13 protein-coding genes are annotated in these 12646 nt (G+C 60.9%); 2 read left to right on the top strand and 11 right to left on the bottom strand.

Annotation, left to right across the window (positions count from 1 at the left end; translation table 11 throughout):
* Nucleotides 1–47: 47 nt before the first annotated feature.
* Both ccmB and ccmA read right to left on the bottom strand, forming a co-directional pair.
* Nucleotides 48–716 (bottom strand): heme exporter protein CcmB, encoded by a 669-nt coding sequence (gene ccmB / locus AC06G5_RS07790; RefSeq protein WP_007980754.1) that lies wholly within the window; start codon nucleotides 714–716, stop codon nucleotides 48–50.
* Entirely contained in the window at nucleotides 713–1348 is a 636-nt protein-coding gene (gene ccmA, locus AC06G5_RS07785; protein ID WP_480459218.1) for a cytochrome c biogenesis heme-transporting ATPase CcmA, read from the bottom strand. Before ccmA ends, ccmB begins: the two co-directional genes overlap by 4 nt.
* 199 nt (nucleotides 1349–1547) lie before the next feature.
* On the opposite strand from ccmA, the gene fliK reads away from it, so the two are divergent.
* Both fliK and AC06G5_RS07775 read left to right on the top strand, forming a co-directional pair.
* Nucleotides 1548–3125: a flagellar hook-length control protein FliK gene (gene fliK / locus AC06G5_RS07780; protein WP_480459217.1), complete on the top strand. Its 1578-nt coding sequence runs from the start codon at nucleotides 1548–1550 to the stop codon at nucleotides 3123–3125.
* The gene (locus AC06G5_RS07775; RefSeq protein ID WP_413428160.1) at nucleotides 3122–3451 is read left to right on the top strand and encodes an EscU/YscU/HrcU family type III secretion system export apparatus switch protein; all 330 of its coding nucleotides are present in this window, start codon (nucleotides 3122–3124) and stop codon (nucleotides 3449–3451) included. The genes fliK and AC06G5_RS07775 overlap by 4 nt, the downstream gene beginning before the upstream one ends.
* Before the next feature lie 286 nt (nucleotides 3452–3737).
* Here AC06G5_RS07775 and AC06G5_RS07770 read toward each other — a convergent pair whose 3' ends face one another.
* The 9 genes from AC06G5_RS07770 to AC06G5_RS07730 form a co-directional block, all read right to left on the bottom strand.
* Nucleotides 3738–4259 (bottom strand): hypothetical protein, encoded by a 522-nt coding sequence (locus tag AC06G5_RS07770; RefSeq protein ID WP_480459216.1) that lies wholly within the window; start codon nucleotides 4257–4259, stop codon nucleotides 3738–3740.
* 445 nt (nucleotides 4260–4704) lie between these two features.
* The gene (locus AC06G5_RS07765) at nucleotides 4705–5097 is read right to left on the bottom strand and encodes a DUF2802 domain-containing protein (RefSeq protein WP_413428158.1); all 393 of its coding nucleotides are present in this window, start codon (nucleotides 5095–5097) and stop codon (nucleotides 4705–4707) included.
* Nucleotides 5098–5583 (bottom strand): chemotaxis protein CheW, encoded by a 486-nt coding sequence (locus AC06G5_RS07760; RefSeq protein ID WP_007980742.1) that lies wholly within the window; start codon nucleotides 5581–5583, stop codon nucleotides 5098–5100.
* Between the two features lie 73 nt (nucleotides 5584–5656).
* A complete protein-coding gene (locus AC06G5_RS07755) occupies nucleotides 5657–6598 on the bottom strand; it encodes a CheW domain-containing protein (protein WP_413428157.1) in 942 nt (313 codons plus the stop codon).
* Between the two features lie 126 nt (nucleotides 6599–6724).
* Nucleotides 6725–7513, bottom strand: a complete 789-nt coding sequence (locus AC06G5_RS07750; RefSeq protein WP_008000390.1) for a ParA family protein — start codon at nucleotides 7511–7513, stop codon at nucleotides 6725–6727.
* A gap of 43 nt (nucleotides 7514–7556) precedes the next feature.
* Nucleotides 7557–8447: a flagellar motor protein MotD gene (gene motD, locus AC06G5_RS07745; protein WP_085716991.1), complete on the bottom strand. Its 891-nt coding sequence runs from the start codon at nucleotides 8445–8447 to the stop codon at nucleotides 7557–7559.
* 15 nt (nucleotides 8448–8462) lie between these two features.
* Nucleotides 8463–9203: a flagellar motor protein gene (locus AC06G5_RS07740; RefSeq protein WP_085716992.1), complete on the bottom strand. Its 741-nt coding sequence runs from the start codon at nucleotides 9201–9203 to the stop codon at nucleotides 8463–8465.
* Complete coding sequence (locus AC06G5_RS07735; RefSeq protein ID WP_413428154.1) at nucleotides 9203–10333, bottom strand: protein-glutamate methylesterase/protein-glutamine glutaminase; 1131 nt, start codon at nucleotides 10331–10333, stop codon at nucleotides 9203–9205. The genes AC06G5_RS07740 and AC06G5_RS07735 overlap by 1 nt, the downstream gene beginning before the upstream one ends.
* Nucleotides 10334–10381: 48 nt before the next feature.
* On the bottom strand, nucleotides 10382–12643 hold the full coding sequence (locus AC06G5_RS07730; RefSeq protein WP_480459215.1) for a chemotaxis protein CheA: 2262 nt from the start codon (nucleotides 12641–12643) through the stop codon (nucleotides 10382–10384).
* Nucleotides 12644–12646 lie beyond the last annotated feature (3 nt).

The raw sequence follows: 12646 nt of genomic DNA, 5'->3' as shown, positions 1-12646 counted from the left end.
CTGTGAAGAGCCAGGGTCTTTACTGGTCAAAAAACAACCAGACCTCATTATTCGCCGACGCTGATCTTCAGGCCAGCAGCTATTGCAAAAGGTGTCAGGGTTATCGCCAGGGCGGTCAGGCTACCAAGCCACAGCAGATAACCGGTCGCCGGCATGCCCTGCAAGGCCGCCTGCAAGGCGCCACTGCCAAGAATCAATACCGGGATGTACAACGGCAGAATCAGCAGTGCCAGCAACAGGCCACCACGCTTCAAACCTACTGTCAGTGCCGCACCCACCGCACCGAGCAGGCTCAGTACCGGTGTACCGAGCAGCAACGAAAGCAGCAACACTGGCAGACAGGCGGCAGGCAAACCGAGCATCAGTGCCAGCAAAGGTGCGAGCAAAACCAGTGCCAGGCCGGAAAAAGCCCAGTGTGCCAGCACTTTGGCCAAAACCAGAAGAGCCAGGGGGTGCGGCGAAAGGACCCACTGTTCAAGGGATCCGTCTTCGAAATCACTGCGGAAAAGCCCGTCCAGCGAGAGCAAAACCGATAAAAGTGCCGCGACCCAGACCAACCCCGGAGACAAGGTTTGCAACAATTGAGACTCGGGGCCGACCGCCAACGGGAACAAGGAAACCACGATGGCGAAAAACACCAGCGGATTCGCCAGCTCCGCGGGACGGCGGAACAGCAGACGGGCCTCACGGGCGACCAACAGGCCAAAAACACTCATACGGCCCAATCCCCCAGATCGATGTCGCGATAAGCGGCCGGCATCCGGCTCAGCGTGTGGTGGGTGGTCAACACCACCATGCCGCCACGTTCGCAGTGGCCGGCCAGGTGTTCTTCGAGTTGCGCCACGCCTTGCTTGTCGAGGGCGGTGAACGGCTCATCGAGAATCCACAGCGGCGGGCTGTCCAGATACAAACGCGCCAATGCGACGCGACGCCGCTGACCAGCGGACAGGGTGTGGCAAGGCACATCCTCGAATCCGCGCAGCCCGACCGCCGCCAGGGCTTGCCAGATCGCTTCATGGGAGGCCGGTTGATGCAGGGCGCAGAGCCAGCTCAGGTTCTCCTCCGGTGTCAGCAAATCCTTGATTCCCGCCGCATGGCCGATCCACAGCAGGTTGCGCGCCAGCTCAGTGCGCTGCTCATCAAGGGGCTTGCCGTTGAGCAGCACTTGACCGGCGGTCGGGTGCATCAAACCTGAAAGCAGGCGCAACAGACTGGTCTTGCCACTACCGTTGGGGCCGCTGATTTGCACCATTTCGCCACTGGCCAGTCTCAAATCGAGATTTTCGAAGAGCAGCCGAAGGTCTCGCTCACAGGCAAGGGCAACGGTTTGCAGGACTGGACTGGTCAAGGGTTTACGGGCCTTATACGGTTCAAGTCGGCACTGGCGCGGCCGTTAAAGAGATGCAGCATAGATGCAATGACGTCTTGTTCTAGAGAGCTGCGTCAAACAATTGCAAAATTTTCGCCATTTTTGGATACAACGGCGCGGCATTATACATGCCAGACCTTACTCTAAAGAGTGCATTTTCCTCAGGTTGTGACCGCGTATGACAGGCGAAATGAACATCCTCCCGCTAGCGCAAACCGTCCCGGTGACTTCACGTGCTCAGGTGGTCAGCGGTGAGTTGCTCAAGTTGCTGACGCCGGTGGAGGGCCTGATCAGCGTCGGTCAAACCGCCCAGGCCGAAGTGTTGTCGCTCAAGCAGGCGGATCAGACTTTCCAGATGCTGCTCAAGGTCACCCTCGACAACGGCCGCCAGACCACGGTCCAGACCACCGGCAATCAACCGCTGGCCCAGGGCACCACGCTGGTCGTCAGCCAACCCTCGGCCGGCAATCTGGCGGTGACGGTGCAACAGGCCATTGCCTCCAGCGTCGCCACCCTTACCCGCCTCGACACCACGCAATTGCCCGTTGGCACCCTGCTGCAGGGCAAGGTATTGACCTCGCAAGTACTACCGCAGGTGCCCGGCCAGCCCATGGTGTTTCGCTCGATGGTGAGCCTGCTCAATACCGCACTGAGCGGCAGCACCCTGAGCATCGACAGCCCGCAGCCCTTGCGCATCGGCACCTTGTTGAGCGCGCAGGTGCAGGACACCCAGACCCTGAAATTCGTGCCACTGAGCAGCCGCCAGGAACAACTGGCGGTGACCCGGCAACTGGTCGACCAGCAAATCCGCCAGGGCTCGCTGGACGGCCTGCTCAAGCTCCTGCAGAACCTTCCGGCCTCGGACCAGACATCCGTTGAATTGCGTAGCGCCGCTGCCCGGCTGCTCGCCGGCCTGCCGGATGTCCAGCAACTGAGCACCCCCAAGGGCCTGGCCCAAGCCCTGGCCAGCAGCGGTGTGTTTCTCGAAAGTAAACTGCTGACCGGGCAAAACCCGACGCTCGCACCGGACATGAAAGGCGACCTGCTCAAACTGGTTGCGCAATTGAGTCAGGGGTTGCCGGCCAACACCAGCCTCGGCGCGATCATCGCCGCCAATACCCTGGCCCAGGCCATGCCGAATTTTGTCCGCAATGCCCTGGGCATGCTCGGTCAGGTCAGCGCCAAACCGTCGCCAACCGGTTTCCCGCTGCCCGAACGCCTGTTGCAAAGCGCCGATGGAGAAAACGACGACCTCGAACACCTGCTGCGCCTGGCCGCTGCGGCAGTTTCGCGCCTGCAAAGCCATCAGCTGTCGAGCCTGGAACAAACCGGCGTCACCGCCGACGGCCGCCTGATGAGCACCTGGCAGCTGGAAATCCCGATGCGCAACATGCAGGACATCGTGCCGCTGCAGGTCAAAATCCAGCGTGAAGACGCGCCCGAAAAAGAACAGCCTAAGGAACGTCGCGAAGAACGCGAACCCAAACAACAGCTGTGGCGTGTGGAGTTGGCCTTCGCCATGGCGCCTTTGGGGCCGCTGCAAATTCAGGCGCAACTGATCAAAGGCACCCTCTCCAGCCAGCTCTGGGCAGAGCGGCCTTACACCGCCAGCCTGATCGAAAGCAATCTGAGCGGGCTGCGTGACCGCTTGCTGTCCGCCGGCCTGAACGTCGGCGACCTGGATTGCCACCTCGGCACACCGCCCCAAGGCCCGCAAACCCGCCTCGAACAACGCTGGGTGGATGACACCGCATGAACAACCCCAACACCCCACGCCAGGCCATCGCCCTCAAATACGACGGCACCCACGCCCCCACCCTCACCGCCAAGGGTGACGAAGAACTGGCCGAAGAAATCCTGCGCATCGCCCGCGACTGCGAAGTGCCGATCTACGAAAACGCCGAACTGGTGAGACTGCTGGCGCGCATGGAGCTGGGGGACAGCATTCCGCAGGAGCTCTATCTGACGATTGCCGAGATCATTGCATTTGCGTGGAATCTGAAGGGGAAATTTCCGGCGGGGATGGATCAGGAAGCGCTGCTGGCCGAGAAGGACATTACTGAACGCGGGGATGATTACTGAGGATTCGAGGATGCCATTTCATATTCCATGTCCGGCATAAAAACACTGTAGGAGCGAGCTTGCTCGCGATGGAAGCATGAGCGCCGCGTTTCTCCAGGGAGCCCGCGTCATCGTTGACGTCCATCGCGAGCAAGCTCGCTCCTACAGGTGAATACATGCTCCGTGTTCGACATGGAACCACTGTAGGAGCGAGCTTGCTCGCGATGGAGGCATGAGCGCCGCGTTTCTCCAGGAAGCCCGCGTCATCGTTAACGTCCATCGCGAGCAGGCTCGCTCCTACAGGCTTCTAGCCGCTTTTGCGCACTCTCTTCATCGATGTCTGCGCGACGCTTTCAAATTTGAAAAAACGCAAAAGCTTGAGACTGCGACCAATAATCAATCCATTGATAAGGCCAGCCCCCAGTGCCGACCATGCCGTCATCGGCAATTCATTGGCCATTTCCGGATACATCGCTGCCTGATAGCCAAGGTAGTAACGCCATGCAAAGAAGCCCCAATACACCATCAGCACCTTGACTGTACCGCCCAACTCCAACGTTTCTCCCACGCACTTCACATTCGTGTACGAGTAAAAACGCAATGCGAGTAACGATCCAGCCAATAGCCCGAGTACGTAGGCCGAGAGGGGAATGACTACACCTTGGGAGAGATTCAGCGAAGCCAGAGACAGGATCACGAATATCACCGGAGTGATCTGCAATGACCTTTTCGACACGTGATTCTTGAAACAGGCAATGACACCGTAATAAGTCAGGATCAGAAAAACCGCATAAACCCACAGCGGTGTACCACGCAAAATGTCGATCATAAGCCTCCCTGGCACTGCATATTTTGAACAAGATGATCAAACTACTGATGGCAGGTTGCAATTACAAGGCGGCGGGATCTGAGAAGGCTATAGGCAGGAGACTACGACGGCGTAATACCTGTCTGGGGATGAAGGGGGATGCGTCGGATCGCGGGGATGATAGCGGCGCATTCGCAGGCGCCTTCGCGAGCAGGCTCGCTCCCACAGGTGATCTCAGGTGAACACCTGTTCTGTGTTCGACATAGAACCACTGTAGGAGCGAGCTTGCTCGCGATGGGGGTATGAGCGCCGGGTTTCTCCAGGAAACCCGCGTCATCGTTAACGACCATCGCGAGCAAGCTCGCTCCTACAGGCGATCTTCAGTGAACACATCTTTTGTGTCCGACATAGAACGACTGTGGGAGCGAGCCTGTTCGCGAAAGCGATTTCAGCGAGTTCGCAAAACTCAGTTCTTGTGCAACTTGCTCATCAACTCCGCCTCAGCCTGGGTCAGGCCGCAGGACTGAGTCAGTTCGTCGACGCTGGCGCCCATCCCGACCAGTCGCGCAGCCTGGGCAAACGACAGGCTCGAAGGATCACGCTGTTCCAGCTGGGCGAGTTTGTCCGGCAGTGGCGCGACTATCGCGCGTAGCTCATGCAGGTCTTCACCCATGCGCACATTGCCGTTCTGGTAGTCGTCGACGCGTTTGCCCAGGTCCTTGATGCGCTGATCGCGCAGCGCATCACCTTGGGTCTGTTGCGCGGCGATCTGCTTTTGACCGCGGATGTATGCCAGGAACATTGCCAGCGTGCCTGCCCAGAACAGGAACAGGACAATGACCGCAACCTCGAGAATCAATCAGATACTCTCCAGTTCCGACCATTCTTCTTCGCTCATCATCTTGTCGAGCTCGACAAGGATCAGCAGTTCGTTGTTCTTGTTGCACACGCCTTGAATGAACTTGGCGGACTCTTCGTTACCCACGTTCGGCGCGGTTTCGATTTCCGACTGACGCAGGTAAACCACTTCGGCCACGCTGTCGACCATGATCCCGACCACTTGCTTGTCGGCTTCGATGATGACGATACGGGTGTTGTCGCTGATCTCGGCATTCATCAGGCCGAAGCGCTGACGGGTGTCGATCACGGTGACGACGTTGCCGCGCAGGTTGATGATGCCCAGCACGTAGCTCGGGGCGCCCGGGACCGGGGCGATTTCGGTGTAACGCAGGACTTCCTGAACGCGCATCACGTTGATGCCGTAGGTCTCGTTGTCCAGCTTGAAGGTGACCCATTGCAGGATCGGATCTTCGGAACCTTTTGCCGCCGTCGCCTTGTCATTCATACCCTGTCCCCTCAAGAAACCGCCCTGGCGGTGTGTGTTTCGTGCAACGCCATCGAGTGGCGTCGCCTGTTGTTTATTTAATGTTTGTCGGTGTGTGGTTCGGCTTGCTGCCGGACATGTGCTTTGCCCCGCCACTGGCGATCAACTCGGCCAGGGAGGCAACATCGAGCAAGGCGCACATGTGTTCGATCACCGTGCCGGCGAGCCATGGCCGCTGACCTCGATGACTTCTCCATTTGATTTCATTCGGGTCCAGACGCAACGAGCGGCTGACCTGATGCACGGCCAGGCCCCATTCGTAGCCCTGGACCGAAATCACGTATTGCAGGCCTTGCTTGAAATCGTCGCGGTAACGGTCGGGCATGACCCAACGCGCGGTATCGAGCACCTTGAGGTTGCCGGCCTGGCTGGGCAGGATGCCAAGGAACCATTCCGGCTGGCCGAACAACGGTGTCAACTCGTGACCGGCCAGGGAGTAAATCGACCCAAGGCACACCAGCGGCACCGCCAGGGTCAAGCCGGCGACATCGAACAGCAGGCATTCGAACGGTTCGGCGGCCCAGGACGGACGACCATCGGTGTCCACCGGTGGCGGCGTATTGCTCGGCGGCAGATGAACTTCAACGACGGGCGCCACCAGCGCTTGATGCACTTCGACAACCACTGGCTCCGGTGCTGGCTGCACCTCTGCGGCCGGCGGCACCAACGCCTGGAGCAACGGTGCGATGGTCGATACCGGCGCCATGATTGGTGCCGGGGCTTCGATCACGGGAGCCTTGAATGCTGGCGCTACCGATGCCTGCACCGGAGCGGCCGTGACAGCTGTTGCGGCGTCGCGGGCCTGCTCTTCAAGCACTGCGGCCTGGAACTCGTCCAGCACCGCTTCGGCCGCTATAGCCTCGGCCACTGCCTCTATGGGCAGCGTGAATTCTTCGGTCACTTCCTGCAGCAAGCTATCCAGGTACGACTGCAAAGCCAGTTGCGGCCGCGACGTGGTCTTCAACGGCCGGTTCATTGGCACGCACCTGTAGGAGCGAGCTTGCTCGCGATGGAGGTGTGAGCGCCGCGTATCTCCAGGAGGCCCGCGTTATCGTTGTCGTCCATCGCGAGCAAGCTCGCTCCTACAGGGGCTGGATTCATCTCAGGCCACCTGCGGAACAAGTTGTGCCGCCAGCAGATGCTTGAGCAACGCGCGGTAAGCGAGAACGCCACGGCTCTTGCCGTCGAACTGCGAAGGGGTCAGTCCGGCACGGCTGGCATCGCGCAGGCGCGTGTCCACCGGGATATAGCCCTGCCAGATTTCGTCGGGGAATTTGTCGCGTAGTACGCGCAACGTGCCGAGGGACGCCTGGGTGCGCCGGTCGAACAGCGTCGGCACGATGGTAAACGGCAGCGCCTGTTTGCGAGAGCGGTTGATCATCGCCAGGGTGTTGACCATGCGCTCAAGGCCTTTGACCGCCAGGTGTTCGGTCTGCACCGGGATCACCAGTTGCTGGCTCGCCGCCAAGGCATTGACCATCAGCACGCCGAGCAATGGCGGGCTGTCGATCACGGCGTAATCGAAGTCCTGCCACAGTTGCGCCAGGCTCTTGGCAATCACCAGGCCTAAGCCGCTCTGCCCCGGCGACTGGCGCTCAAGGGTGGCCAGTGCGGTGCTGGAGGGCAACAGGGAGATGCGTTCGTCACTGGTCGACAGCAGCAGTTGACCCGGCAGGCCTTGCGGCACGTTGCCCTTGTGCAGGAACAGGTCGTAGCTGCTGTGCTCCAGAGCGTCGGGATCGTAACCGAAGTAGCTGGTCATGGAGCCGTGGGGGTCGAGATCGACCACGACCACGCGCTTGCCCGCCTCCGCCAGTAAACCGGCTAAAGCGATGGAGGAAGTGGTTTTACCGACACCACCCTTTTGATTGGCGACTGCCCAGACTCTCATTCGGATTGTTCCTCCCGGCCGAATGGATCGACCGAGAAATAGCTCAACGTGTTAATGCGGGTGACGGAGAATTGACGGCGCTCTCTCGTACCGGCGACTTGACCGGGGTCGGTGCAGTTTGTGTGCCAGCACGCTTCAATGCGGCATCCGGTTGCGCATGGGCGGTTCCGGTGCCGGTCAGGCTGCGGCGAACATCGAGGTTGCGCGACACCACCAGCACCACCCGACGGTTGCGCGCGCGGCCTTCGGCAGTGGCGTTGTTGGCCACCGGCTGAAACTCGCCATAGCCCACCGAAGCCAGGCGACCGGGGTTCACTCCCTGCATCGCCAGCATGCGCACGATGCTTGCCGAGCGGGCCGAGGACAGTTCCCAGTTGGTTGGATATTGCGCGGTGCGGATCGGTTGATCGTCGGTGAAACCTTCGACATGAATCGGGTTATCGAACGGTTTCAGGATCGCGGCAACCTTGTCGATGATGTTGAACGCGATGTCGCTGGGCATGGCGTCGCCACTGCCGAACAACAGGCTGGAATTGAGCTCGATCTCGACCCACAACTCGTTGCCGCGCACGGTCATCTGGTTGGAGCTGATCAGGTCACCGAACGCCGCGCTGATGTCATCGGCGATACTTTTGAGTGGATCGCTGGCGCCGGCAACACCGGCATCGACCTGGTCACTGTCCTTGACCAGCGGCTTGGCCGGGGTCACGGTCTTCGGCCGCTCGTCACCGATGGGGATCGGCTTGAGCGAACGGTCGGAGTCGGTAAAGACCCCGATCAATGCCTCGGAAATGACCTTGTACTTGCCTTCATTGATCGATGAGATGGAGTACATCACCACGAAAAAGGCGAACAGCAAGGTGATGAAGTCCGCATAGGAAACCAGCCAACGTTCATGGTTTACATGCTCTTCATGCTGGCGACGGCGTGCCATAGTCCTTTACCCCCATCAATCCATGAAGCCCTGAAGCTTCAACTCAATGGAGCGAGGGTTTTCACCTTCGGCGATCGACAGGAGCCCTTCCAGCAACATCTCGCGATAGCGCGACTGGCGCAACGCGATGGATTTGAGTTTGGCGGCAATCGGCAACAGCACCAGGTTGGCACTGGCCACGCCGTAGATGGTGGCGACGAAGGCCACGGCGATGCCGTTACCCAGTTGCGATGGATCACCCAGGTTGCCCATGACGTGAATCAGGCCCATCACCGCACCGATGATGCCGATGGTCGGCGCGTAACCGCCCATGCTTTCGAAGACCTTGGCCGCTTCGACATCGCGACTTTCCTGGGTATAGAAGTCCACTTCCAGAATGCTGCGGATCGCTTCCGGCTCGGCGCCGTCGACCAGCAGCTGCAGGCCTTTGCGCGCGTAGTTGTCGGGCTCGGCGTCGGCGATACCTTCCAGGCCGAGCAGGCCTTCCTTGCGGGCGGTCAGGCTCCAGTTCACCACGCGGTCGATGCCACCGGCCAGGTCAACGCGAGGCGGGAACAGGATCCAGGCGAGGATCTGCATGGCGCGCTTGAAGGCGCTCATCGGCGATTGCAGCAGCGCGGCGCCAATGGTGCCACCGAGCACGATCAGTGCTGCCGGGCCGTTGGCCAGGGCGCCCAGATGACCGCCTTCAAGGTAGTTGCCGCCGATGATGGCGACAAAGGCCATGATGATGCCGATCAGGCTTAGGACATCCATCAGATACAGGCCTCGACCAGGTGCTTGCCAATGTCGTCGAGGCTGTACACCGCGTCGGCGAGTTCAGCTTTGACGATGGCCATCGGCATGCCGTAGATCACGCAACTGGCTTCGTCCTGCGCCCAGATCGAACTGCCGCCCTGCTTGAGCAGGCGCGCGCCTTCACGGCCGTCGGCGCCCATGCCGGTCAGGACCACCGCCAGAACTTTGTCGCCGTAGGACTTGGCCGCCGAACCGAACGTGATATCCACGCATGGCTTGTAATTCAGACGCTCGTCGCCCGGGAGGATTTTCACTGCGCCGCGGCCGTCGATCATCATCTGCTTGCCACCCGGCGCCAGCAGCGCCAGGCCCGGACGCAAGATGTCGCCATCCTCGGCTTCCTTGACGCTGATGCGGCAGAGCTTGTCCAGGCGCTCGGCAAAGGCCTTGGTGAAGGCGGCCGGCATGTGTTGAACCAGCACGATCGGGGCCGGGAAACTGGCCGGCAATTGGGTCAAGACCCGTTGCAGGGCTACCGGGCCGCCGGTCGACGTACCGATGGCCACCAGCTTGTAGGGTTTGCGTTTTGGCGCGGGCGACGACGTAGTGGCCGCATGCGTACGCGCCGGGATCGGTGCCGCTGCCGGACGCACGGGCGCGCTGCTGCCATAACTGCCCACGCTGGAAGGCGCAGGCGTCGGGGCTGGCGCAGCGACAGGCGCCGGAGCGCTGTAGGCGCTGACTCGACGATTGCTGCGCGAAATGCTGAGAATCTTCTCGCACAGCAGTTGCTTGACCTTCTCGGGGTTGCGCGAGATGTCCTCGAAATTCTTCGGCAGGAAGTCCACCGCGCCGGCATCCAGCGCATCGAGGGTGACCCGCGCGCCTTCATGGGTCAGCGAGGAAAACATCAGGACCGGGGTCGGGCAGCGTTGCATGATGTGCCGCACGGCGGTGATGCCGTCCATCATCGGCATCTCGTAGTCCATGGTGATCACGTCGGGCTTGAGGGCCAGCGCCTGATCAATCGCCTCTTTGCCGTTGGTCGCCGTGCCGACGACCTGGATATTCGAATCCGCTGAAAGAATTTCCGAGACGCGGCGGCGGAAAAACCCCGAATCGTCCACCACCAGGACTTTGACTGCCATAAACACTCCATTAGATGGAGCGGGGCCAGGCGCCCCGCTCCACCAGAATCAAATACGCCGTGTGGCGTAACGCTTGAGCATGCTCGGAACATCGAGAATCAGCGCGATGCGGCCGTCACCGGTGATGGTGGCGCCGGACATGCCTGCGGTTCCCTGGAGCATTTTGCCCAATGGCTTGATGACCACTTCTTCCTGGCCCACCAGTTGATCGACGACAAAGCCGATCCGCTGCGTGCCCACCGAAAGGATCACCACATGGCCCTCGCGCTGCTCTTCGTGAGCGGCGGAGCTGACCAGCCAGCGTTTGAGATAGAACAATGGCAGCGCCTTGTCCCGCACGATCACCACTTCCTGGCCGTCCACGACGTTGGTGGTCGACAGGTCGAGGTGGAAGATCTCGTTGACGTTCACCAGCGGGAACGCAAACGCCTGGTTGCCGAGCATGACCATCAGCGTCGGCATGATCGCCAGGGTCAGCGGCACCTTGATGACGATCTTCGAACCCTGGCCCTTGGCCGAGTAGATGTTGATCGAACCGTTGAGCTGGGAAATCTTGGTTTTCACCACGTCCATGCCCACGCCACGACCCGATACGTCGGAGATCTCGGTCTTGGTTGAGAACCCCGGGGCGAAGATCAGGTTGTAGCATTCGGTGTCGCTCAGGCGATCGGCCGCATCCTTGTCCATCACGCCGCGCTTGACCGCGATGGAACGCAGGACGTTCGGGTCCATGCCTTTGCCGTCATCGGAGATCGACAGCAGGATGTGATCGCCCTCCTGCTCGGCCGCCAGGATGACTTTGCCGCCACGGGCCTTGCCCGAGGCTTCGCGTTCTTCCGGCGATTCGATGCCGTGGTCGACTGCGTTGCGCACCAAGTGGACCAGCGGGTCGGCCAGGGCCTCGACGAGGTTCTTGTCGAGGTCGGTTTCTTCGCCGACCAACTCCAGGTTGATCTCTTTCTTGAGCTGGCGAGCCAGGTCGCGAACCAGGCGCGGGAAGCGCCCGAAGACTTTCTTGATCGGTTGCATCCGGGTCTTCATGACCGCGGTTTGCAGGTCGGCCGTGACCACGTCGAGGTTCGACACGGCCTTGGACATGGCTTCGTCGCCGCTGTTGAGGCCCAGGCGGACCAGGCGGTTACGTACCAGCACCAGCTCGCCGACCATGTTCATGATCTCGTCGAGACGCGCGGTATCGACACGTACGGTGGTCTCGGCTTCGCTCGCCGGTTTTTCCGCCGGTGGCGCAGCCGGAGTACGGGCTGCAGCAGGTGCAGCAGCGACCGGGGCCGGCGCTTCGGCTTTCGGCTCGGGTGCCTTGGCCACAGGTTTCGGCGCCGCCGCCTTGGCCACCGGTGCCGCAACGGAAGCGTTCGAACCGTTGGCCGTCGCCGCGCTGCCGACTTCGCTGAACTTTCCTTTGCCATGCAGTTCGTCGAGCAGCGATTCGAATTCGTGATCGGTGATCAGGTCGCTACCGGCCGCCGCCGCGCTTGGCACTGCGGCTGCAGGCACCGAAGCGATGGCCGACTCCAGTGCCTCGACGGCAAAGTTACCCTTGCCATGCAACTGATCGAGCAAGGCCTCGAATTCATCGTCGGTAATGTCGGAGCTGTCGCCGGCCGCTTTCGGGGCCTCTGGCGCGACGGGCGCCGGGACCACCGCATCGACGGCGAACTGGCCCTTGCCGTGCAGTTGATCGAGCAACGACTCGAACTCGGCGTCGGTGATTTCGTCGCTGGCCGCGGCATCGCCGACCGGCGCAGAAACAGCTGCCGGCGCCTCGGCCTGAGCCTTGACGGCATTCAGCGAGTCCAGCAGTTGTTCGAATTCATTGTCGGTGATATCGCCGGAATCAGCTTCAGCCACTGGCGCTTCGACCACGGCGGCGACGGGCGCAGTTACTGCCTCGTCAGCCGATTGCGGCTCGGCCAGACGGGCCAGCGCCGCGAGCAGTTCAGGTGTCGCGGCCGTGATCGGGCCGCGCTCGCGGACTTCGCTGAACATGCTGTTCACCGCGTCCAGCGCTTCGAGAACCACGTCCATCAGTTCCGCATCAACGCGACGTTCACCCTTGCGCAGGATGTCGAACACGTTCTCGGCGATGTGGCAGCACTCCACCAGCTCGTTGAGCTGGAGGAAGCCGGCGCCCCCTTTTACAGTGTGAAAACCGCGAAAAATTGCATTGAGCAAATCCGCATCATCCGGACGGCTTTCCAGCTCGACCAGTTGCTCGGACAGTTGCTCTAGAATCTCGCCGGCCTCAACCAGGAAATCCTGAAGGATCTCTTCATCGGCGCCGAAGCTCATTAA

This window comes from Pseudomonas sp. WT-JTC (assembly GCF_056711565.1).
The sequence above is the reverse complement of the archived record's forward strand: the minus strand, read 5'-3'. Positions and strand labels throughout refer to the sequence as shown.

Bases quoted from the DNA above. Each gene is read 5' to 3' on its own strand.
- ccmB (WP_007980754.1), bottom strand. From the start codon at position 716: ATGAGTGTTTTTGGCCTGTTGGTCGCCCGTGAGGCCCGTCTGCTGTTC.
- fliK (WP_480459217.1), top strand. From the start codon at position 1,548: ATGACAGGCGAAATGAACATCCTCCCGCTAGCGCAAACCGTCCCGGTG.
- AC06G5_RS07775 (WP_413428160.1), top strand. From the start codon at position 3,122: ATGAACAACCCCAACACCCCACGCCAGGCCATCGCCCTCAAATACGAC.
- AC06G5_RS07770 (WP_480459216.1), bottom strand. From the start codon at position 4,259: ATGATCGACATTTTGCGTGGTACACCGCTGTGGGTTTATGCGGTTTTT.
- AC06G5_RS07760 (WP_007980742.1), bottom strand. From the start codon at position 5,583: ATGAATGACAAGGCGACGGCGGCAAAAGGTTCCGAAGATCCGATCCTG.
- AC06G5_RS07755 (WP_413428157.1), bottom strand. From the start codon at position 6,598: ATGAACCGGCCGTTGAAGACCACGTCGCGGCCGCAACTGGCTTTGCAG.
- AC06G5_RS07750 (WP_008000390.1), bottom strand. From the start codon at position 7,513: ATGAGAGTCTGGGCAGTCGCCAATCAAAAGGGTGGTGTCGGTAAAACC.
- motD (WP_085716991.1), bottom strand. From the start codon at position 8,447: ATGGCACGCCGTCGCCAGCATGAAGAGCATGTAAACCATGAACGTTGG.
- AC06G5_RS07740 (WP_085716992.1), bottom strand. From the start codon at position 9,203: ATGGATGTCCTAAGCCTGATCGGCATCATCATGGCCTTTGTCGCCATC.
- AC06G5_RS07735 (WP_413428154.1), bottom strand. From the start codon at position 10,333: ATGGCAGTCAAAGTCCTGGTGGTGGACGATTCGGGGTTTTTCCGCCGC.
- AC06G5_RS07730 (WP_480459215.1), bottom strand. From the start codon at position 12,643: ATGAGCTTCGGCGCCGATGAAGAGATCCTTCAGGATTTCCTGGTTGAG.